This is a genomic window from Vallitaleaceae bacterium 9-2 (genome assembly GCA_038396585.1).
In the GTDB taxonomy this organism is placed as follows: domain Bacteria; phylum Bacillota; class Clostridia; order Lachnospirales; family Vallitaleaceae; genus UBA1351.
Genome location: CP121691.1, coordinates 3,315,946 through 3,338,828, shown reverse-complemented (window position 1 = coordinate 3,338,828; position 22,883 = coordinate 3,315,946). Strand labels below are relative to the sequence as shown.

The following is a 22,883-nucleotide window of genomic DNA, read 5'->3' as shown; positions in this document are numbered from 1 at the left end:
ATCTTGTATATAATACTGTTTGTAACAAAAAAACAAAAAGATTAAGGAGGAAGTTAAACATGTACAAAAAATTAATGGCTTTGTTATTAGTGGGGGCACTGCTTATGAGTCTGCTCGTTGGGTGTGGACCTAAAGAAGAAGCGGCAAGTAATGACGGTGATGCTCAAGAGACAACAGGTGGAACAACTGAGGAAGGTGCTGAGCAAGAGGTAGAAGAAATTGAATTGACATTTATGCATAACCTTCTTGAAGAAACAGAAGGCGGAGCAGCGATTGCATTTCGTGACGCGATTGATAAGGTGTTAAGCGAAAATCCTGGATTAACAATTACAGAAGAAGCGCTTGCAAGCTCATCATACCATACAAAAATTAAAACAACAGCAGCAGGTAATGAGTTACCAGACATCTTTGTTATTCGTGCATCAATGCTTGATATGTTAATTGAAACAGAATTAGTTGGTTCAATTGATGAAGATTTAAATGCAGATACAGACTGGAAAGATGGCTTCTTAGACGGTTCATTCCAAGCGTTCTCACGTGGAGATAAGGTCTATGGAATTCCGCTTTCAGCAAAAAGTACATCCGTTGTCTTCTATAATGAAGATATTTTCAATGAAGTTGGAATTGAACAATTCCCACAAAATTTTGAAGAATTCAAACAAGCAGTAGCAACACTTGCAGAAAACGGTTATACACCAATCTCACTTGGTAACAAGGATAAATGGGTGGCTCAATCATGTATTATTAGTACATTAGGTGATCGTTTTACAGGAACAGAGTGGTTTGACAGCATTCTTAGCGAAGGCGGAGCAAGCTTTACAGATCAAGAATTTGTTAATGCATTAAATGCGATGAAAGAATTAGCTGACCTTAATGGATTTAACGAAGATTCAAGTAGTATTGATAATATGCAACAAAGAACACCTTACTACAATAAAGAAGCTGCAATGTTTATTGAAGGAGCTTGGGCAATTGGTGATGTATCTAAAGATGCACCAGAAGACGTTTTAAAAGCGACAAAGTTAGCACTTCTTCCTCCAGTTGAAGGTAGTAAAGGACGTGCGGATGCATTTTCAGGTGGTTCAAGTGTAGCTTTTGTTATTAACAGCGAATTATCAGGAGAAAAAAGAGCGTTGGCAGTTGAAGTGTTAAAAGCCCTTTCAAGTCCTGAATACGGTAAAACAATGACAGAATACAACAAGTTTGCAGCAGTAAAACCAGCGGCATATGATGAAAGCAAGTTGACAGAACTTACAAAACAATATATGGAACTTGCAGGCAAGACAACATTTACTCCAGTATATGACGCATATTTGCCACCAGCAGTTATTGAAGTTATCAATAGTGGATTGCAAGAACTTGTTATTGACTTGGTAACACCAGAAGAATTGGCAGATAAAATACAAAAAGAATATGAAAGAACACTAGAATAGTTATGGCTTAACTAGACTTAAGCAAAGAAAACTTAAGTTGGTCATTGTTTAGAGAAGTTTAAGGCTTCTCTAAACAATTTTTATTTAGGAGGTTTCAAATGGCAGGTAATCGATTTAACGTAAAGAAAAAAACAATATGGATTGCACTTTCTCCATCTATTGCTTTTTTTGTGTTTATTGTTGTAATCCCATTGGTGTTATCGATTTACTTCAGTTTTTATAACTGGAGCGGTGGACCAAATATGAAGTTTGTTGGTCTGGAAAATTATAAAGAATTACTTATGGATGGAGATTTTTGGGGATCATTTCGCAATAACTTGTATATTATTGTGTTGTGTGTAATTGGTCAGATTGGTATTCCTTTAGTGCTATGTGGCTTGTTTATTTCAAGAACTTTAAAATTCAAAGAGTTTCACAGAACGGTTATTTTTATTCCGGTAGTTTTATCGGCAGTGGTTATCGGATTCTTATGGTCGATGATTTATAGCAAGGATATGGGGATTTTAAATCTCATACTCCGATCGTTAAGTATGGAAGGGCTCATTAGAAATTGGCTCAACGATCCAGACATTGTATTGCGATCGGTCAGTGCCCCGTTGATATGGCAGTATATTGGAGTTTATTTAGTCATTTTCATGTCGGCAATACAAGGAATTCCACAATCTGTATTAGAAGTTGCAGAGTTGGATGGAGCGGTTGGGTTTAAAAAACTGCGCTATGTTGTATTTCCTTTGATCTCAAATACGATTAAAGTGGCAATTATGCTATGTATCTCAGGAAATATGAAAGTGTTTGATCATATTTATATTATGACCGGCGGTGGACCAGGAAAAAGTTCAATGGTTATGGCTCAATATGCGTACACCAATTCTTTTGAAATGTTTAAATTAGGATATGGAAGTACGATATCAATTGGAATACTTGTCTTAAGCATGACCCTGATTATGCTTTCAAGAAAACTTGGAGGTGCAAAAAATTGAGCATACAAGGAATACGACGAAAAATAATTGTTACAATTGTCAATGTGTTTATGATGATTTTTTCACTCACATGTGTATTTCCCATCATCTGGATGTTCTACTCATCTTTAAAAACACAAAAGGAATTTAGTTTAAATATTATTTCACTACCTCAAAATCCGAATTTGAATAACTTTGTTGAGGCGATTCGTATCGGAAAGATGCAAAACTATTTTTTAAATAGTGTTTTTACAACGATTGTATCGGTATCGATTATTGTAATCTTAGGATTTATCACAGGATATTTCTTGTCAAGATTTACATTTAAAGGTAGAAATATATTATATATTTTATTTTTATCAGGAATGCTTATACCCGTTCATGGATTATTGATTCCGCTTTTTATTCAATTTAAGACACTTCATCTATTAGACCAAAGGCTAACGTTAATCTTACCGTATGTTGCGTTGGGACTGCCTCTAGCAATATTTTTATTTGAAAGCTTTATCAAAAGCATTCCGGTTGAACTTGAGGAAGCGGCTTTTATTGATGGATGTACGTTGCAAAAAATGTTATTTAGCATATTGCTTCCAATGTGTCGACCGGTTTTATCAACGATTATCATCATGAGTTTTCTTCACTGGTGGAATGAGTTCCCATTTGCATTAGTGCTAATTAAAAGTGATAAGTATAAGACGTTACCACTTGGCTTAGCTAACTTTAGTGGAGCATACTCAACGAATTATACACAACTACTCGCCGGACTTGTTATTGCTACATTGCCTGTAATTATAGTGTACTTTATTTTCAGAAAGCGCATCATACAAGGAATGACAGCAGGTGCAGTCAAAGGATAAACTAAGCGCAAGATAATGGAGAAAGACAATGAAATTGATACGATTAGATGGTCAATGGAAAATGAAAAGGACAGACGAAAGTGTATGGTATGATGCAACGGTTCCGGGATCGGTTTATCTGGATCTTATCAATAATAATAGGATGGAAGACCCGTTCTATCGGGATAATGAAGAACAGGCAAGAAAGCTTGCATACCATGACTATGAATACGTAACGGACTTCAATGTGACGCAGGATATCTTGAGCGAAGAAAATATTTCCTTGGAATGTGAAGGGCTAGATACACTCGCACAGATATATGTCAATGAACAACAAGTCATGTCGACCCAAAATATGCATTGTAGCTATACAGTGGACATAAAAAGCTATATTCATCAAGGGCAAAACACATTACGTATTGTATTTTTATCACCACTAAACTATACAGAGAAAAAGCATGAACAGTTAAAAGTATCAAGGACTCCCCATGGTTCTTCAAAGGGACTATCCTATATTCGTAAAGCCCATTATATGTTTGGTTGGGATTGGGCGCCAAAGCTACCTGATATGGGGATATGGCGAAGCATATGGGTTCAAGCCTATAGTACGAATCGCTTGGAGGATGTCCGCATTGATCAGCACCATCATGAAGAGGGCGTTGATGTAGGCATATGGATAAAAAAAGCACAAGAGGGTGTTGCGACTCATGTAGAGGTTGAGATATGTTATGCAAACGCGGTTGTGGCATCTGATAGTCATATATCAGTCAATCAAGAGGAAAAGCTTAGCTTGTCTATCCAATCACCCAAATTATGGTGGCCGGTAGGATATGGAGAACAACCCCTATATACGGTCAACGTTAGATTAAAAGATGGGCAAAAAAGTTTAGATGAAAAAAGCTTTAGAATTGGGCTTCGTACACTAGATATATGCCAAGAGCCAGACGCTTATGGCAAATCGTTTGCATTTAATATTAATGGTATCTCCATATTTGCCATGGGAGCTAATTATATTCCGGAAGATAGTTTGCTGGGGCGAGGCTCTAAGAAAAAGACGGAAAAACTTCTTCGAGCATGTGTAGAGGCCAACCACAATTGCATACGCGTATGGGGTGGTGGAATCTATCCGCAAGACTACTTTTATGATTTGTGTGATGAATTGGGAATCATTGTATGGCAAGATTTAATGTTTGCTTGCTTAGTTTATAACATGGATGAAGAATTTGAAGCCAGTATTCGTAAAGAAATCACACAAAATGTCCAACGGATTCGACATCATGCGTCCTTAGGACTATGGTGTGGTAATAATGAGATTGCCTGGGGCTGGTCTGAAAAAGATTGGTTTGATGATGTATCGCCAAAGCTAAAAATTGATTATGTCAAACAGTTTGAAATTTTAATACCTGAGTTACTTAGTCAACATGATCCGGAGACGTTCTTTTGGGGGTCTTCCCCATCTTCTGGCTTAGAGCGCGAAATAGCCAACAGCCAAAGCGTTGGTGATATGCACTACTGGGATGTATGGCATTTTACCAAGCCCTTTACAGAATATCGAAAAACGTATCCACGGTTTATGTCAGAATTTGGCCTTCAATCGTTTCCGGCGATGCCAACAGTTGAGACATTCACCGAAGCAAAAGACCGTAATATCTTTTCCTACGTCATGGAATGTCATCAAAAAAATGACGGATGTAATGAAAAAATTCTACACTATGTGGCAGAAAACTATCAGTATCCTAAGGATTTGGATTCCCTATTATATGCGTCTCAAATCATACAGGCTGAAGGAATTAAATATGGCGTTGAGCATTGGCGCCGTCACCGAGGACGCTGTATGGGAGCTATTTATTGGCAACTTAATGACTGCTGGCCGGTAGCTTCTTGGTCCAGTATTGATTATTATGGTCGATGGAAAGCATTGCATTATTTTAGCAAGAATTTTTATGCACCTATCTTATTGTCAGCAAATGAAGAAGACACGCGAGTATCCTTGCATTTGACCAATGATACATTAAACCCTTATAAAGGAACCGTAACCTATGCATTGATGACGAGTGATAATGAAGTGTTAACTTCTGAATGCTTGGATATAGAGGTGGCGTGCTTAACCGCGACACAGATATGTGACATGGATTTTGAACCCTTTTTAGATACCATCCAAAAACAGCAAAATACCTATCTGGTCTATACGTTAGAAGCAGAAGGAAAAATTGAAAAACAAGGGGTTATTTTATTCGTAAAGCATAAACACTTTAATTTAAAGCAACCCAATATTCAAATAGATGTTGTGGAACAAGAACAACAGATTGTCCTTAAATTTAGGACGGATACACTAGCAAAATATGTGGAAATCGGTTTTAACGATACACAAGCAGTCTTTAGTGATAATTATTTTGATCTTGTACCTGGAAAGGAAAAACAAGTCATAATATCTTCTGCAAAAGAGATGACAATAGAAACCATTAAACAGCAACTGAAATTTCGAAGTTTATATGATACTTATTAGGAGGAAAACACATGAATGTATATGATAATCTAAAAAAATTAAACCTAGAATTGCCACCGGTACCACCCCTTGGAGGTATCTATACTCCAGTTAAGCAAGTAGGGAACTTGCTCTATACATCAGGACAAGGTGCGACACGCGATGGTGTACCTTATATCTCTGGAAAAGCAGGGGCAGATGTGACAATGGAAGAAGCTCAAGAAGCAGCCGTAGGAGCAACTTTAAATATGTTGAGTGCTTTACACGAATACACAGGAGATCTAAACCGTATAAAAAATGTGGTTAAAATATTAGGTTTTGTAGCCAGTGCACCTGGATTTTCAGACCAACCCAAAGTTATGAATGCAGCATCACAATTATTGGGAGACGTATTTGGTGAAGCAGGTCAACATGCACGTTCAGCAATTGGGACAAATGAATTGCCGGGGAATTTAACCGTTGAAATCGAAGCTATTTTTGAAGTAGACGATAAGTAAAACAGGCAATTTGTGGAAAAAGGAGGATTATATGAATCCAGAGACACCGTATATTGCAATTCAATATTCAACGGTAAAACAAAACATTATCCATATGGCCACGATGGCAAAAAATAATGGGTGCAATCTGCGACCGCATATAAAAACACATAAAATACCAGAAATCGCTAAAATGCAAATTGATGCAGGCGCTATCGGTATTACCGTGGCTAAAATTGGCGAAGCAAAAGTGATGGCGGCACATGGGATTGAAGACATTTTTATTGCATATCCCATTATTGGCGAAGATAAGATTCAGCATTTAATAGCGCTAAATCAAAAGATACGTCTTATTGTAGGTGTGGATAGCTTAAGTGGTGCAAAAGCGCTTTCGAAGGCTTTTGAAAAAGTGAATCAAGCCATTGAAGTGCGTCTTGAAATCGACACGGGTATGGGAAGAACAGGTGTCCCATATGATGAAGCTTTTGATTTTGCTAGAAAGATTAACTGTTATCCGGGACTCAAACTTACGGGTATATTTACTTTTAAAGGGCTTGTCTATCAAGGAAAAGCAACGTTGGATTGGGAAAAGGCTGGGCTTGAAGAAGGAAAGATGATGGTAGAGCTTGCTGACCAACTGCGTAATAGTGGCATTAATATTGAGGATGTGAGCGTTGGTTCAACGCCTACAGCGGCCTCAGCAGCGCGTGTGGATGGCGTAACAGAAGTGCGTCCGGGAACCTATGTGTTTAATGACACGATGCTCGTTAATATGGGGATATGCCAATGGGATGCGTGTGCGGCAAGTGTTGTTACAACCGTTGTCAGTGCCCATCAACCCGACAAAGTCATCGTTGATGGCGGCAATAAGACGTTTTCAACAGATGCTCCACTTAATGTTTTTCCGCATTATCTTCAAGGTTATGGCAAGATTATAGGAAGAGATGATGTGTTTTTAGAAAAATTATCGGAAGAACACGGGACCATTCGCTTGGAAAAAGAAGATGGTTCCTTAAAGGTCGGCGATCAGTTGGCAATTATCCCCAACCATATTTGCACAACTATTAACTTGCACGATAAGGTATACTTTATAGAAGATTCAGGTCAAATGCGTGCGGTTAAGGTTGAAGGAAGAGGTAAGGTGTACTAATATGCTGGATATACTTATAAAAAATGGACGAATTGTGGATGGATCAGGAGAAGCATCATGGACTGGGGATATCGGAGTACAAAACGGTCGGATTGTTGCCCTTGATTCAACTATTATGACCGAGGCCAAAAAAGTGATTGATGCCACAGGAAAAATTGTATCCCCCGGTTTTATCGATATTCATAGCCATTCAGATTTAATGGTTCTTGATGAATCCTTTGGTGAGATTAAACTGCGTCAAGGGGTAACGACAGAGCTTTATGGTAACTGCGGATTTTCAGCAGCGCCCACCAGTGCTCAGACCCTTGCACTTTTGCAAGATTATAGCGAACCCATTATGGGGAAACTTGATCAAGAATGGGCATGGAAAAGCTATGGCGAATATGTACATCTGTTAAAAACAAAAAAACATAGGTATAACATAGGTGGATTGGTAGGTAATGGAGCCCTTCGTATTGCAGCAAAAGGGTTTGAGCCGGGACCACTCTCTGATAAAGAAATGGAAACGGTTAAGATGTTATTGGATGAAGCGTTGACTTCGGGGGCATTGGGACTATCCTTTGGATTGATGTATGTGCCTGAAAACTATTATTCAAAACAGCAACTCGTTGAAATATGCCAAGTGGTCAAAGCCCACAATGGACTGGTAACCACTCACATTCGAGGCGAAGGAAATAGTTTGACCGCATCAATTCGCGAAGTGATAGATATTGCAAAGGAAAGCGGTGTATCTTTGCATATCAGCCATCTAAAAGCAGCGGGAAAAAACAACTGGAATGATAAAATCTATGCAGCAATACAAATGATAGATGAGGCAAGAGCCCAAGGGCTTGATGTCACGTGTGATGTATATCCATACACAGCAGGTTCAACAACGCTGACGACGCTTATGCCGCCTTGGTCACTAGAAGGTGGCATTACCCATACGCTAGAGCGGATAAAAGATTCGACTATGCGACAAAAAATTGTTCATGAGATGCAAAATGAAGCGACAACTTGGGACAATCTGGTGTATACGACCGGATGGGAAAACGTTCTTATTTCCTCAGTGGATTCACAAGAAAATGCAGGGTATGTTGGGAAGAATGTTGCCCAAATTGCGCTGGAACAAGACAAGGACCCAACCCAATGTGCATTGGATATTTTATTGGAAGAAAACGGGAATGTGTCGATTGTCTTTTTTCATATGAGTGAGGCCGATGTCATTCACACTATGCAATTGGAGTATTCCTTTATCATATCAGACTCTTTATTTTCGGCACATGGCATGCCGCATCCGCGTTCATATGGAACTTTTCCGCGGGTCTTTGCAAAATATGTTCGTGAAAGTCAGGCATTGACGCTAGAACAGGCTGTAAAAAAGGTCACAGCACTTCCGGCGGCTAGAATGCACTTTAATGACCGTGGACAATTAAAAGAAGGCTATGTCGCAGATATTACCATATTTGATTTAGAGACCATTATTGATTGTGCGACCTATATTGAACCCAAACAATTTCCAAAGGGTATCGATTATGTCCTTGTCGGTGGTGAGATTGCACTTGAACATGGACAAGTATATGATGTGAAAAAAGGGCAAGTCATCGTGGGCAATGTATAGGAAGGAATGACAGTATGAAAGTAACGATAATCGGTTCGGGGAGTACATATACTCCGGAATTAATTAATGGATTTATTAAGCGCAAAGATCAGCTACCTGTCGATGCGTTTTATTTGATGGATATCGATGTTAAGAAGAATGCCATTGTCTCAGGACTTGTTAAGCGCATGTTGCTAGAAGCAGGAGTGACGGCAAAACTTGTCATAACGAATGATTTGGATGAGGCAATTGAAGGTGCGGCATATGTTTTAACACAAGTGCGCATCGGAAATCTTGATGCGAGGATTTTAGATGAAAGTATCCCGCTAAAATACGGATTGCTTGGACAAGAGACAACAGGTGTAGGCGGGTTGATGAAAGCTATGCGTACGATTCCTTTTATTATGAAGGTGTGTCAAAAGATGAAAACGTTGGCACCGGATGCATGGTTGATTAATTTTACCAATCCATCAGGACTGGTTACAGAAGCAATAGTCAATCATATGGATGTGAAGATGGTCGGTTTATGTAATGGTCCGATTAACATGGTACGCCAAATTAAGCAAGTAGTGCCCAAAGAGGTTCAAGTCTTTGACTATAACTTTGTAGGGCTAAATCATCTGTGCTGGATTGTTAATGTGTATGCAGACCAAAAAGATATACTTCCAAAGCTCATGGAAGGTGGTCTGGATATTCCGGGAATGTCTAATGTACCTCAGGCAAGTTATAGTGAAGACCTGCTAAAAGCGACAAAAGGCATCCCCATATCCTATCTAAACTACTATTATTACCGAGACCAGCAAGTTGAAAAGTGTCAAAAGGCTGAAAAGTCACGAGGAGAAATATGTCAAGGAATTGAAGAAGACTTACTTAAGCTTTATCAAGACGAGACGTTAAATACTTGCCCTGAGATTTTGAATCAACGTGGAGGATCGCTATATTCAGAAGCGGCTGTATCGGTTATTGATGCCATTGAAAATGATTTGAACGAGATTCATGTGGTGGATACAAAAAACCAAGGGGCCTATGCCTTTATGGATACAGATGATGTGGTTGAAGTGAAGTGTCGAATCAATAAAGATGGGGCGACCCCTATTGAACTAAAAAACTTTGACAACCCATATATTGTCGGATTAATGCAATCAGTGAAGGCTTATGAAAAACTGGCAGCTAAAGCAGCAATTCATGGAGATTATCATGAAGCGCTTGCAGCATTGATGGTACATCCGTTAATTGGGGATTATCATAAGGCAAAACAAGCCTTAGATGAGATGCTTATAGCCAACAAAGCCTACTTACCACAGTTTTTTAAAAAGGAGTCTATCTAAATGTCAAACTACGTATTAGGTGTCGATGGTGGAGGCACAAAAACACACTGTGCATTATTTGATGGGTCAGGCAAAAAAATAGATTTACTGGAATTTGGAACGACTAACCATGAACGGTTATCCGGAGGGTTTCAGGAGTTGGAAAAAGTCCTAGATACAATGTTACAGACGCTCTTAGGAAAGCATCATATTGCTATAGAAGAAATTGAAGCCAGTGTCTTTGGTCTAGCAGGAATTGATACATCAAAACAGCGCATAGAAGCAGAAACACTGATTCAAAAGCTTGGGCTTAAAAAATTTATCGTATGCAATGATGCATTTTTAGGCATCAAAGTAGGAAGTGTCCATGGACATGGAATTTGTTCTGTGAATGGTACAGGATGCACTGTGTGTGGTGTAGATGCCAAAGCTAAACAGCTTCAAATTGGAGGACAAGGTCAATTTACAGGCGAAAAAGGTGGCGGGAGCTATCTTGGGGCACAGGCAGTTCAAGCGGTATACAATGCTTTGTTTAGAAATGGCCCCTCAACATCGTTAACGAAGACTTTATTTGAACGCTTCCAAGTTAAGGATAAAGAGACATTTGTTGATCAGGTAAGACGAGCGGTTGATGCCAAAGAAGTGACCCTATCTGGATTAGCGCCACTTATGTTTGACGCGGCAAATGCAGGTGATCATGTAGCGACTGAGATTTTAAAGGATATGGGACAAGATATCGCCGTATCAATTAATGGCATGATCGATGCACTTAATTATCCTATGAATGAAAAGCTATATATCACGCTTGCAGGTTCGGTACATGTACGCGGCAGTAATCCGGCGGCATTAAACGCATTAAAAGATACAGTTCTTAGGCATAAAGAAAATGCTATGCGTAGTATTGAATTTGTATTATTAGATAAGCCGCCGGTTGCAGGGGCTGTTATATGGGCATTTGAACAAGCAAGACATGATAATGCAATGTATGAAAAAGTGCTGTCAGCATTGTGAGAGGAGATAACAATGGACTTGAAGGTATTGGTTCAACCTAAGGCGGTTGAACAAAAAGAAGGAACATTTTTACTAGATTATAAGAGTCAGATTATATTAGAAGGAGAACATGTTAACTTAGACACAGGCAAATGGTTACAAGAAAACATTGAAAAAACATTAGGTATCCGTTTAATGCTTAATCGTTCTTTGAACAATATACATGGTCGACATATCTATTTAAAGATTGAACATGGAGCATGTGAATCCTATCAACTAACCATTGATAAAGAATGCATTTGTATATGCGCAGCAGATCCGGCCGGATTGTTTTATGGCGTCAATACGTTATGTGAACTGATGGCTACGTATCAAGTGGCGCTTCCGTGTCTCTTCATTGAAGATGCACCGTTTTTTCCGGTTCGAGGTTTTTACCATGATGTAACCCGGGGAAAAGTCCCTACATTAGAGACATTAAAGAAACTTGTAGATATCGCGGCATTTTATAAATTAAATCAGTTGCAGCTTTATGTAGAGCATTCATTTGCTTTTTCTTCGCAAAGTGAAGTGTGGATGGAGGCGGACCCGTTAAACGCCGAAGAGATTCTACTTCTAGATGAATATTGTCAAAAGCGTCATATTGAACTAGTTCCATCGTTATCAACCTTTGGACACTTATATGAAGCGCTTTCATCGCGGTCATTTCACCATTTATGTGAGTTAGAGGGATCATTAAAAGATGAACGTTCCTTTATTGATCGACAAAGGCATCATACCCTTGATGTTGATAATCCTGAGAGTTTAGAATTTGTCAAGGATATGCTAGCCCAGTTTATTCCACTTTTTTCATCAAACAAATTTAATATATGTGCTGATGAGACCTTTGACCTTGGAGAAGGTAAGAACAAAAAGAAGGCGCAGACGTTGGGAAAAGGGCGATTATATGTTGACTTTTTGAATAAAATTATTGAAATAGTCAAATCCTATGATAAGCAAGTTTTATTTTGGGGAGATATCATCATTAACTATCCTGAGTTAATGCATGAGGTGTCTAATGATGCGATATGCTTAGACTGGGATTACAGCAAATGCCCTGCTGAAGAAAAAAGAGCCATCATAGCGCAAAGTGGAAGAACAGAATATTTGTGTCCATCAGTTGTTGGATGGAATACCTTTATGAATGATATGGATACAGCATATTCGAATATAACCACAATGATCGACTATGGGAAAAAATATCATGTTGAAGGCATCTTAAATACAGATTGGGGTGATTATGGACACATTAATCTCTTTGCCAACCTATTACCAGGCATGCTTTATGGTGCGGCTATGTCTTGGAATCCTGATTGTCGTGATACATTAACCGACTTCAATGCGAAGGTGAGTGAGCATTATTATGGCGATAGTACGGGACAACTAGTTGTCCTACTTCAGCAACTATATGGGCTACAGGCAATCACTTTTAGAGAAGTGATATGGTGGATTGAACGCAATGATTTTGAACAGATAAAATCTTATAGCGAAAAAGAGGTGCATCAAAAGTATCATAAGAGTATTGAAATTGAAGGGCAATTAATGGGGTATTTGAAGAAAGTGTCTGCTGACAAACGGGTAGATATTGAAGAATTTATTGTATCAACCAAAGGCGTGGAGCTTTTTAATGCACTCTATTTGATTGTAAAAAAATATGAGTTAAATGAACCTATTGAGCAACTTATTTTTGAACCAAAAGTATTGGCCGAAGCGATTGAATACTGGTTCCAAGACTACAGCAGACTTTGGAGAATGCGTAATAAAGAAAGTGAGCTTTTCCGTATTAAAGATACAATGGTCTCCATTTGTAAAAAACTGCGTGAGTTTTAGGGCAAAAAATGGAAGAACTTAAATTGCTTAATCTGTTTATATAAGTTATAATTATAAGGTAAATAGTCTGATAGATGAAAAGAGATTAAGATATGCGAAAGAAGTATCAATCTTTACGATTAGAAGACCAAATATTTGCCATTATTCTTACATGTGCAATGGCAATGTCCATTGCACTTATTGTCGTTAATATAATCATTGATTATCCAATGATTGCCAACGTCAAGTGGGTGATTTCATTGATAATGAGTGGTTTTGTTTTGTATGCGCTTTTAAAGCAACGCTATGTTATGCCTGCGCGTTTCATATTCTTTTCCGTGGTGATTATTGTATTGCTGCCTCTTGGATGGCTAAATTCGTCGCTCACCAATCCGTTTACCGTAGCATATTCATTTTTAATCATGATTGCCGTAATCTATTTCTTTGAAGGCAAAGTCCAACTTTTCTTTTTTACAATTGAATTGATTATCATGATGTTGATGATTTTTTTGAGGTACCAATTTCCGCAGGTTTTTACAGTGCTTCACAGTAAGACGGAGATGGCAGATGTTATGTACCAACTCCCGCTCACCTTTATTGCAGGAGCTTTTATGCTAAAATCTTTTGCAAAATCATATCGCTATGCCCTGGATAAACTTGAGGAGCAAAAAAAGGCATTAACATATTTAACCCTACATGATGAGCTGACGACAATCTATAATCGGCGTTATGTCTTTCGAGAAATTGACAAAATACGTCAAAGTAAAGAAACAAAAGTATTGATTGGCATGGTGGATTTAGATAATTTTAAACGGATTAATGATAGCTATGGTCATGTCATGGGAGATATGCTACTGAAAAAAGCGGCCACAACTATTCGCGATATTGTTGGAGAGCAGGGTGTTGTTGGACGCTATGGAGGCGATGAATTTATCATTATATATCGAGGATGTTCGAAAGCAAAGATGCTGGAATTGCTGAATAAGATTCAAGAAGCATCCAATCGTCTAGGTAGCCTCGAAGCATATACTTCCTATAGCGGCGGCTTTGTCTTGTGTCGACAACATAGCCGTATTGAAGAGGCGTTAGCCGATGCGGATCAGCTTTTATATACATCCAAACATCGTGGGAAGAACACGATTACATACCAATATACAAGACGGGACGGGACTGTAGTACATAAGCATTTAGTTGCACAAAGTGACAATGCAAATGACACGGTACTCGAATCAGAACTGACAATTTAGGAGGAAGCAAAATGTCATTATTACGCATTGATTACCCTTCGGTAATCATGAATAAATATATGGGGATGCATGTGATTATCCCTGATGAGGATCGAGGATTTTATGATAGTGAAGGGAAGTATCCGGTGCTATATTTATTGCATGGATATACGGACGATTATACCAAGTGGACACGTATGACATCTGTCGAGCGGTATGCAGCAGAGCTGGGCTTTGCAGTCGTAATGCCGGATGGAGGCAAATCGTTTTATACAGATATGGCTTATGGAGACCCGTACTTTACACATATTACCCAAGAGATTCCACAGTACATAAAGAAGATGTTGCCGATTACCAAGGACCCTCGTTATACGTTTATAGCCGGACTTTCGATGGGGGGATATGGGGCAATGAAAATTGGTTTAACATATCCACAAAATTATAGTGCGATTGGAGCCTTTTCAGGAGCATTGCTTATGGCACAGACGGCGTCGCAACCGATTTCACCAGATGCCCAAGAATGGCTGCAGCGTTTGGAAAAAGATATTCGCCTTGTTTTTGAAGATGTCAATCAAATTGAACAAGGGCCTCATGATTTGGTATGGCTGGCATCAGAACTTGCAAGCAGTAAAAAGAAAGCGTTGATTCCCGATATATATTTAAGTTGTGGTGTGGATGACTTTATATACGATAATACAGCGTATTTTACAAAGCATTTAGAGACGATTGGTATCGAACATCATTATTATGAGGGACCAGGAGTTCATGACTGGGCGTTTTGGGATCAGGAAATTTTAAAATTTATGCAATGGATTAAAGGCTTGCGTGGTTAATAGCAAGCCTTTTAAATTATGGTTTGAGGAGTGTGAACGATGAAAACAATGCCGAACTATGAAGAGACATATTTTTTTAGAGGTTATCCTTATAATCTTCGACGCTTAGAAGTCGAAGATACGTTTCCCCTACATTGGCATCATTATGTGGAGATTATCTATTCTATGCAAGAAGGGTTAATCTATGAAATTGATGGAGAACGGGTAGAAGTGGATAAAGGAGACCTTTTATTCATCTGGCCAGGTGAGCTGCATGGTATTAAGCAACAAAGTAAACCCTGGAACGCGCTCATGCTCCAATTTGATTCCCAACTTCTTACACAACGTCTGGATTTTCAAAGGTCAGCACATCTTTTTTATAATACGCGTCGGATTCAATCCAGTGAAAATCAGGAGCTGGTGACAAGGATTCAGCAAAATCTTCATGAGATTCAACGATTGTCCGTTGAAGAAGAGGATTTTTTAGAGATGAAAGTCTGTCGTTTGATATATGACATCATCATATGTTTAGGTACAAGTAAGATGCACGTATATGGGCGTCATGGAATGCCAAAAACAGCCCATAAGCAGCAAGTAAATCGTCAAATTTTAGAAGCTTGCCAGTATATCACCCTAAATTGTAAGAAAAAAATATCTCTTGAAGAGGTGGCAGACATTGCAGGGTTTTCAAAATATCACTTTTCAAAAGTTTTTAAAAAATATACAGGTAGCACGTTTTTTGAATTCCACAACAAGGAACGCTTAAGAATCGCAGAGACGTTGCTAAAAAACCCTGAATTATCCGTCACGCAAGTCGCATTAGAATCAGGATTTGATAGTATTTCCACGTTTAATCGCATCTTTAAACAATTCAAAAAAGTTAATCCAACAGAATTTCGTGCAATGTATTTGCACAAGAATGTGTAAAATAACATTATTTTATAAAGATTCCCTGATTCCTGTAAATACAAAAAGAACGGTAATGTTTATAATGAATTCATAACAAGCGATGAAAGGAGCAAATTATGAAAAAATTATTAACATTACTTATTGTTGCAGTTCTAGTTTTTTCTAGCGTGGGGTGTGGAGCAAAAGGTGGCGGTGTCGATGTAGGTATCGCAATGCCGACAAAATCATCAGAACGATGGGTTGCTGATGGAGAAAATATGGTTAAGGAATTTGAAGCGTTGGGATATACAACAGACTTGCAATATGCAGAAGATGTCGTTGAAAACCAAGTCGCTCAAATTGAAAACATGATTACAAAAGGTGTTAAAGTTATGGTTGTCGCATCAATTGATGGTGAATCCTTAACAGATGTATTAGGTAAAGCAGCAGATGAAGGTATTCAAGTCGTTGCATATGACCGACTTATTCGTAATACGGAACATGTTACCTATTATGCGACGTTTGATAACTTTAAAGTCGGTGTACAACAAGGTTCCTATATTGTCGATACCCTTGACCTTGCAAATCAATCAGGACCATTTAATATTGAATTATTTGCAGGATCACCTGATGACAATAATGCATACTTCTTCTTTGATGGAGCAATGAGTGTTCTACAACCTTACATTGATGAAGGTAAACTCGTTGTAAAATCAGGGCAAACCGATGTTCAACAAGTTGCAACACTTCGTTGGGACGGAGCTTTGGCTCAAACACGTATGGATAACTTATTAAGTGCAAATTATACAAATGAGCGTATTGATGCAGTATTATCTCCTTATGATGGTATCTCAATCGGTATTTTATCGTCGCTAAAAGGCGTAGGATACGGTTCAGGCGACAATCCACTTCCAGTGGTTACCGGACAAGATGCTGAACTTGCATCGGTAAAATCCATTCTTGCAGGAGAGCAAACACAGACGGTATTTAAAGATACGCGTGAGTTGGCAAAAAAAGCGGTTGAAATGGTTGACGCAATATTAAATGACAAAGAAGCGCCGGTTAATGATACAACAACCTATGATAATGGTGTTAAAGTGGTACCTTCATATCTACTTGAACCGGTATCTGTTGATATCAATAACTGGGAAGATATTCTTGTCGGTAGTGGATACTATGAAAAAAGTGAGATAACCGGCGAATAAATTGAACAATAACACTAAATAAGGGTGGCGCAAGCTACCCTTATATCATCAACATAATAAACGGGAATTTCCCAAGTGAAGGAGCATGAATATGTCAGACCATATTTTAGAAATGAAGCACATTACAAAAACCTTCCCTGGTGTCAAAGCCCTTGATGATGTTAATTTTTCAGTGAAAAAAGGTGAAATACACGCTCTCGTTGGAGAAAATGGTGCCGGAAAATCAACATTAATGAAGGTGTTAAGCGGTGTCCATCAATATGGAACTTATGAAGGAGACATTGTTTACCATGGTGAAGTGTGTCAGTTTAGAGATATAAAAGAAAGCGAAAAAAAAGGTATCGTTATTATTCATCAAGAGTTAGCGTTGATACCTTATCTATCGATTGCAGAAAATATTTTTTTAGGCAATGAGCAAGCGAGTAAAGGTATTATTAACTGGAAAGAAACGACGTCAAAAACAACAGAGCTTTTAAAGCGGGTTAAGTTAAAAGAATCGCCCAAAACAGTGATTAATCAAATAGGTGTAGGAAAGCAGCAGCTTGTAGAAATCGCAAAGGCATTATCAAAGCGTGTCGAATTGCTTATTCTTGATGAGCCTACAGCAGCTTTGAATGAAAACGACAGTGAAAACTTATTAGAATTAATATTAGAGTTGAAAGAACATGGAATTACATCCATCTTAATCTCACATAAATTAAATGAAGTTGAAAAAATAGCCGATAGCGTAACAATTTTACGTGATGGTCAAACCATTGAGACTATCTCGGTAGAGCAAGAAGGTATCTCAGAAGATAGAATTATTAAAGGAATGGTTGGGCGTGAACTTACCAATCGATTTCCAATACATGAAAGCCATGTAGGTGAGAAAATATTAGAAGTTAAAAATTGGAGCGTCTATCATCCGGAACATGAAGATCGACAAGTTATTAAGAACATTGATTTTTATTTAAAACGTGGCGAGATTTTAGGTCTTGCAGGATTAATGGGTGCCGGACGAACAGAGCTTGCGATGAGTATTTTTGGTAAATCATACGGAAAAAACATCTCAGGAACACTTATTAAAGACGGCAAAGAGATGGAGTTGCACTCGGTGAGTGATGCTATTGGTGCAGGATTTGCTTACGTGACAGAAGACCGTAAAAACTATGGTCTCATCCTCGATGAAGATTTAAAAACAAATATTTCATTAGCTAACTTAAAGGCAATATCTAAACACAACGTTGTGAATAAACAGCAAGAAATTCTTGTCGGTGAAGAATATCGCAAGAAGATGAACATCAAGTCATCAGGAATAACACAAAAAACAAAAAACCTTTCAGGCGGCAATCAACAAAAAGTTGTCTTAAGTAAATGGATCAATACCAAACCAGATATTTTGATTTTAGATGAACCTACCCGTGGTATTGATGTTGGAGCCAAGTATGAGATTTATACCATTATTAATCAACTGGTTGATGAAGGAAAAAGTGTTATTGTCATTTCATCTGAAATGCCTGAGATTTTAGGGATTTGTGACCGGATATATGTTATGAGTGAAGGTAAACTCACCGGAGAGCTGATGAAAGGCGAAGCAACCCAGGAAAAAATCATGAAGCATGTAATAAATAAACAGGAGGCAAAGGCATGAGTGAAAAATCAGGAGCTATAAAAAAACTATTGAAAGCAAATATGCGTCAATATGGGATGATTATCGCATTGGTATCGATTATGATTTTCTTTGCAATATTAACTAACGGGATTTTATTGCAGCCATTAAATATCACGAATCTAATCTTGCAAAATAGTTATATTCTTATATTGGCTACAGGGATGCTGCTCGTTATCTTAACAGGCAATATCGACTTATCGGTCGGCTCAGTTGTTGCTTTTGTTGGAGCGGTTGCAGCGACACTAATGATTACCTATGAAATGAACTTTGTCGTTGTTACTATTTTAAGCTTGTTGCTGGGAGCGCTTATTGGAGCGTTGCAAGGAAGTGTTATTGCTTTCTTTAAAGTGCCGGCCTTCATCGTAACCCTTGGCGGAATGTTGATGTTTAGAGGACTTGCCATGGTTGTACTTGGGGGACGAAGCCTTGCACCATTCCCAGAAAAATTCACAGTCATTAGTTCGGGATTTATTCCGGATCCGTTTTATGCAGCAACCGGCGGATATTTTTTGACCATCATTATCGGCGTTGTTCTATCAGCCATTATAGTCTATCTAATGTTCAAAGAGCGCAACAGCAATAAGGCTTATGGACTTGAAGTGCTTCCATTTAGTTTCTTCATGGGACAGATGATTTTATTGGTTGCAGCACTCAATGCATTCACTTTTGTAATGGCAAGTTATCGAGGTATTCCTAATATTTTCATTTTGTTACTTCTCTTAATTGTGGTGTATACGTTTATCACATCAAAGACCATTTTTGGACGCCATGTCTATGCGCTAGGTGGGAATGAAAAAGCAGCAGCATTATCTGGAGTTAAAACCGACCGTACCATGTTCTTGGTCTATACTAACATGGGATTCTTATCTGCTTTATCCGGTCTTGTCTTTGCAGCCAGATTAAATGCAGCGACGCCAAAAGCCGGACAAAGTTTTGAACTTGATGCCATCGCATCCTGTTTTATTGGTGGAGCATCTGCAAGTGGTGGTGTTGGAACAATTATCGGAGCAATCATTGGTGGCTTGGTTATGGGTGTAATGAATAACGGAATGTCATTAGTGGGGCTTGGAATTGATTGGCAACAAGCGATTAAAGGATTAGTCCTTGTTCTTGCAGTACTCTTTGATATATATACAAAATCAAAGAACTAAAGAAAATCGTTAAATACATACGCAAAAAGTATATTCTTTGTTATAATAAAAGCAGTCACTTAATTCTAAAGCGACTGCTTTTTGCTAGTGAGCATTGGGGGGATATGAACATGCGAATTGGGAAAATTGTCATTATATTATGTATATTGCTGCTTGTTGGTTGTACTCCAAAAGGAGCCGATGAACAGCAAGAACAATCCGAGCACAATATTGCGCCAAAAGACCGTATTACTATTGCCGGAATATATAAAGATGGTTCAAAAGGATGGTTTATCCATGAGGGACTGAGTGCAGAAGAAGAAGCTAGCCGACTAGGAGCAAAAGAGTTTATTTACATTGATGTAAAGATGGATCCGGAGCTTTATGAGCAAGCATTAACGAGTATGATTGACGAAGAGGTAGATGGTGTTATTATATGTATTCCAGATCAAAACCTTAGTCAGATGACCGTCGATATCCTACGGGAAGAAAAAATACCCGTTGTAGCTACCAATGATCCTATTGTTGCTCAGAGTGGCAGGTTACTTACGCCTTTTGTTGGTGTAGATGACTATGCATTAGGGGATATGACCGGAGACTGGATGGCCAATTATGCGATTAAAAATGGCCTGATGATAAAGGAAGATGTCGGTGTTTTAATTCTTGAAAATAATCAACAAATAAATATGAAAGAGCGCGCAAATGGACAGTATGAGCGGTTTGTCGAGATGATTCCAGGATTTGATGTGAATCGGATTTTTCGTATCAATTATAATGGAGAGACGGAAAATGCGTTTAATGTAGCGATGGATATGTTCACACAAGAAAAAGAAATTACAACATGGTTGGTAATGACAGGCAATGATGAAGGCGCTATTGGAGTTGTTAGGAGCTTGGAACAATTAGGACTGGATCAAAATGCAAGCATTATCAGTATCGGCGGGACATTAGCACTAGATGAGTTTAACCGTGAATATTCTGCGCTTAAAGCGTCGAGCTATTATTCACCCAAAAAAATAGGAAAAAAATCAGCGGAAATTTTAATGGAATATATTCTATATTCTGAGCCGATGCCCCAGCGACAACTTTTTAATGCAGAGATCATTACAAAGGATAACTATCAAGAAGTAACCGGAGTAGAATGATGGTGATAAGATGATTCAAAAGATAAAAGAGTATTATATTAACAAAAGCATACAAAGCAAAATGATGATGAATATTCTTTTGATATTGGCGATAGCGGTGGTTGTCCTTAGCTATCTTAATATGAATGTCTTAAATCGTTCACTGACCAGTATGAATAATGAGCAGACGCTTGAATTAGCCGATCAAGTTAACTTACGTATTGAAAATTATATTCAGGAGATTAGCAAAAAGATGGACCTGTTTGTTGAAGAACCTACAATTAAGGCGTTTGGTCAAGAACAGATGGATGAAGAGGCGATACTAGAGACGCTTGAGCGTTATACAACAACCGATAAAAACATTGCCGGTATTTTGGTTGTAGACACTCAAGGAGAAATGCTAAGTAACACCATGAAGCGCCTTGAAGAAAGTCCGCTCAATATGGAGACATGGTATATACAAACAGTAGCACAGCCGGAGACGATACATCTATTTAGTCAACAGATTGGTCGTAACATCACTTCGTTTTATGATTCGTATAAAGCAGACAATATTTTATCCATGACCAAAGCGCTCATCAATGATCAGGGAGATGTTACAGGCATTGTGCTTTTTGATATGAAATTAGATTATATGGAGTCAGTGATTAATAGTGCAGAACTTGGCAAGTCAGGCTTTCTCTATATCAGTAACCGAAAGGGTGAAGTAGTTTATGCTCCGGTTAATCCTATTGTATATCGCATTCATCCGACAATGATTGGCGATGAAAAAGACGTTCAGATTAATGGAGAAAGCTATCAAATTATAGCTCAAGAGACAGGAATTTCTGATTGGAATATTGTCGGGGTGCTTCCAAAAGATGAAACGTTAAGTATTATCTTGGAAGTTATTACTTCCTTTGTCACTTATGCCGTTTTGATTTTTCTTTTTGGAATTGTCTTATCCATTTATTTGACCAAGACGTTGACGCGTCCCATTAGCAAACTTAAAAATCTTATGGCAGAAGCGGAACAAGGCAAACTTGAAGTACATTATGACAGCATATATAATGATGAAATCAGTCAATTGGGACATAGCTTTAATAAGATGATTGAAGCTATCAAAAACCTACTCTCACTTGTATATTCAGAGCAAAAAGCAAAAAGGGAAGCAGAACTTAAAGCCTTTCAAGCACAAATCAAACCTCATTTTTTATACAATACATTAGATACAATTAACTGGATGGCCATGGAATATGAAGCGGATGATATCGTAGAGGTGGTTGAATCATTAACGAACTTGTTTCGTATTAGTTTAAGTAAAGGTAATGAAATCATTAGTCTAGAAAATGAAGTGAAGCATGTTAACAGTTATTTGACCATTCAAAAAGTGCGCTATGAAGAACAGTTTGACTATGAGATTATCTGTGAAGATAACTTGAAAAACTATAAGGTCATTAAATTAATTATTCAACCTCTCGTTGAAAATGCAATTTATCATGGAATCAAAGGAAGAAAGGAATCTGGACATATCCGTATCCATATATATACAGACAATAAAGACCTTTATATTGTTGTTGCCGATACAGGCGGTGGTATGGCGCCAGAGCAAGTGCAACATATGAATCAAATTTTTGAGGGGATACTGGAAAAAGATGATAGCTATGGCATTGGACTATTTAATGTCAATGAACGTATTAAGTTGAACTTTGGCATGGAGTATGGCTTAAGTATTGACAGTGCATTAGATGAAGGAACAACCGTAACGATTAAGCATCCAATTCAATATTAATGTTTTATGGGAGGAT

At 38.2% G+C, this 22,883-nt stretch carries 18 protein-coding genes; all 18 read left to right on the top strand.

What is annotated here, in order from left to right; all coding sequences use genetic code 11:
- Window positions 1-59 precede the first annotated feature (59 nt).
- The 18 genes from QBE53_15175 (at window position 60) to QBE53_15090 (ending at window position 22,867) form a co-directional block, all read left to right on the top strand.
- Window positions 60-1,433, top strand: coding sequence for an extracellular solute-binding protein (locus QBE53_15175; GenBank protein ID WZL81128.1), 1,374 nt, complete (start codon window positions 60-62; stop codon window positions 1,431-1,433).
- A gap of 98 nt (window positions 1,434-1,531) precedes the next feature.
- Complete coding sequence (locus tag QBE53_15170; protein WZL81127.1) at window positions 1,532-2,413, top strand: sugar ABC transporter permease; 882 nt, start codon at window positions 1,532-1,534, stop codon at window positions 2,411-2,413.
- Window positions 2,410-3,249 carry a carbohydrate ABC transporter permease gene (locus tag QBE53_15165; GenBank protein ID WZL81126.1) on the top strand — a complete coding sequence of 280 codons (840 nt, stop codon included), beginning with the start codon at window positions 2,410-2,412 and terminating at the stop codon, window positions 3,247-3,249. Before QBE53_15170 ends, QBE53_15165 begins: the two co-directional genes overlap by 4 nt.
- A gap of 28 nt (window positions 3,250-3,277) precedes the next feature.
- Window positions 3,278-5,734, top strand: coding sequence for a glycoside hydrolase family 2 protein (locus tag QBE53_15160; GenBank protein ID WZL81125.1), 2,457 nt, complete (start codon window positions 3,278-3,280; stop codon window positions 5,732-5,734).
- Between the two features lie 11 nt (window positions 5,735-5,745).
- Complete coding sequence (locus QBE53_15155; GenBank protein ID WZL81124.1) at window positions 5,746-6,210, top strand: RidA family protein; 465 nt, start codon at window positions 5,746-5,748, stop codon at window positions 6,208-6,210.
- 31 nt (window positions 6,211-6,241) lie between these two features.
- Entirely contained in the window at window positions 6,242-7,339 is a 1,098-nt protein-coding gene (locus tag QBE53_15150; GenBank protein WZL81123.1) for an alanine racemase, read from the top strand.
- Window position 7,340: 1 nt separating this feature from the next.
- Complete coding sequence (locus QBE53_15145) at window positions 7,341-8,939, top strand: D-aminoacylase (GenBank protein ID WZL81122.1); 1,599 nt, start codon at window positions 7,341-7,343, stop codon at window positions 8,937-8,939.
- A 14-nt stretch (window positions 8,940-8,953) separates the two neighbouring features.
- Window positions 8,954-10,246, top strand: a complete 1,293-nt coding sequence (locus QBE53_15140; GenBank protein ID WZL81121.1) for a 6-phospho-beta-glucosidase — start codon at window positions 8,954-8,956, stop codon at window positions 10,244-10,246.
- Window positions 10,247-11,236 (top strand): BadF/BadG/BcrA/BcrD ATPase family protein, encoded by a 990-nt coding sequence (locus QBE53_15135; GenBank protein ID WZL81120.1) that lies wholly within the window; start codon window positions 10,247-10,249, stop codon window positions 11,234-11,236. It abuts the gene before it with no gap.
- A 12-nt stretch (window positions 11,237-11,248) separates the two neighbouring features.
- Window positions 11,249-13,081 (top strand): family 20 glycosylhydrolase, encoded by a 1,833-nt coding sequence (locus QBE53_15130; GenBank protein ID WZL81119.1) that lies wholly within the window; start codon window positions 11,249-11,251, stop codon window positions 13,079-13,081.
- 92 nt (window positions 13,082-13,173) lie between these two features.
- Window positions 13,174-14,307: a GGDEF domain-containing protein gene (locus QBE53_15125; protein WZL81118.1), complete on the top strand. Its 1,134-nt coding sequence runs from the start codon at window positions 13,174-13,176 to the stop codon at window positions 14,305-14,307.
- Between the two features lie 11 nt (window positions 14,308-14,318).
- The gene (locus QBE53_15120; GenBank protein ID WZL81117.1) at window positions 14,319-15,119 is read left to right on the top strand and encodes an alpha/beta hydrolase family protein; all 801 of its coding nucleotides are present in this window, start codon (window positions 14,319-14,321) and stop codon (window positions 15,117-15,119) included.
- 39 nt (window positions 15,120-15,158) lie between these two features.
- Window positions 15,159-16,025, top strand: a complete 867-nt coding sequence (locus QBE53_15115) for an AraC family transcriptional regulator (GenBank protein WZL81116.1) — start codon at window positions 15,159-15,161, stop codon at window positions 16,023-16,025.
- A 98-nt stretch (window positions 16,026-16,123) separates the two neighbouring features.
- Window positions 16,124-17,191, top strand: coding sequence for a sugar ABC transporter substrate-binding protein (gene chvE, locus QBE53_15110; GenBank protein WZL81115.1), 1,068 nt, complete (start codon window positions 16,124-16,126; stop codon window positions 17,189-17,191).
- A 91-nt stretch (window positions 17,192-17,282) separates the two neighbouring features.
- Window positions 17,283-18,821, top strand: a complete 1,539-nt coding sequence (gene gguA, locus QBE53_15105) for a sugar ABC transporter ATP-binding protein (protein ID WZL81114.1) — start codon at window positions 17,283-17,285, stop codon at window positions 18,819-18,821.
- On the top strand, window positions 18,818-19,993 hold the full coding sequence (gguB, locus tag QBE53_15100; GenBank protein WZL81113.1) for a sugar ABC transporter permease: 1,176 nt from the start codon (window positions 18,818-18,820) through the stop codon (window positions 19,991-19,993). The genes gguA and gguB overlap by 4 nt, the downstream gene beginning before the upstream one ends.
- A 110-nt stretch (window positions 19,994-20,103) precedes the next feature.
- On the top strand, window positions 20,104-21,117 hold the full coding sequence (locus QBE53_15095) for a substrate-binding domain-containing protein (protein ID WZL81112.1): 1,014 nt from the start codon (window positions 20,104-20,106) through the stop codon (window positions 21,115-21,117).
- A 10-nt stretch (window positions 21,118-21,127) separates the two neighbouring features.
- On the top strand, window positions 21,128-22,867 hold the full coding sequence (locus QBE53_15090; protein WZL81111.1) for a sensor histidine kinase: 1,740 nt from the start codon (window positions 21,128-21,130) through the stop codon (window positions 22,865-22,867).
- Window positions 22,868-22,883: the final 16 nt, after the last annotated feature.

Excerpts from the sequence above, each read along its gene's own strand:
- gguA (WZL81114.1), top strand. The coding sequence starts at position 17,283 with ATGTCAGACCATATTTTAGAAATGAAGCACATTACAAAAACCTTCCCT.
- QBE53_15125 (WZL81118.1), top strand. The coding sequence starts at position 13,174 with ATGCGAAAGAAGTATCAATCTTTACGATTAGAAGACCAAATATTTGCC.
- QBE53_15145 (WZL81122.1), top strand. The coding sequence starts at position 7,341 with ATGCTGGATATACTTATAAAAAATGGACGAATTGTGGATGGATCAGGA.
- QBE53_15140 (WZL81121.1), top strand. The coding sequence starts at position 8,954 with ATGAAAGTAACGATAATCGGTTCGGGGAGTACATATACTCCGGAATTA.
- QBE53_15120 (WZL81117.1), top strand. The coding sequence starts at position 14,319 with ATGTCATTATTACGCATTGATTACCCTTCGGTAATCATGAATAAATAT.
- QBE53_15135 (WZL81120.1), top strand. The coding sequence starts at position 10,247 with ATGTCAAACTACGTATTAGGTGTCGATGGTGGAGGCACAAAAACACAC.
- QBE53_15095 (WZL81112.1), top strand. The coding sequence starts at position 20,104 with ATGCGAATTGGGAAAATTGTCATTATATTATGTATATTGCTGCTTGTT.
- chvE (WZL81115.1), top strand. The coding sequence starts at position 16,124 with ATGAAAAAATTATTAACATTACTTATTGTTGCAGTTCTAGTTTTTTCT.
- gguB (WZL81113.1), top strand. The coding sequence starts at position 18,818 with ATGAGTGAAAAATCAGGAGCTATAAAAAAACTATTGAAAGCAAATATG.
- QBE53_15150 (WZL81123.1), top strand. The coding sequence starts at position 6,242 with ATGAATCCAGAGACACCGTATATTGCAATTCAATATTCAACGGTAAAA.
- QBE53_15175 (WZL81128.1), top strand. The coding sequence starts at position 60 with ATGTACAAAAAATTAATGGCTTTGTTATTAGTGGGGGCACTGCTTATG.
- QBE53_15160 (WZL81125.1), top strand. The coding sequence starts at position 3,278 with ATGAAATTGATACGATTAGATGGTCAATGGAAAATGAAAAGGACAGAC.
- QBE53_15115 (WZL81116.1), top strand. The coding sequence starts at position 15,159 with ATGAAAACAATGCCGAACTATGAAGAGACATATTTTTTTAGAGGTTAT.
- QBE53_15170 (WZL81127.1), top strand. The coding sequence starts at position 1,532 with ATGGCAGGTAATCGATTTAACGTAAAGAAAAAAACAATATGGATTGCA.
- QBE53_15090 (WZL81111.1), top strand. The coding sequence starts at position 21,128 with ATGATTCAAAAGATAAAAGAGTATTATATTAACAAAAGCATACAAAGC.
- QBE53_15130 (WZL81119.1), top strand. The coding sequence starts at position 11,249 with ATGGACTTGAAGGTATTGGTTCAACCTAAGGCGGTTGAACAAAAAGAA.
- QBE53_15155 (WZL81124.1), top strand. The coding sequence starts at position 5,746 with ATGAATGTATATGATAATCTAAAAAAATTAAACCTAGAATTGCCACCG.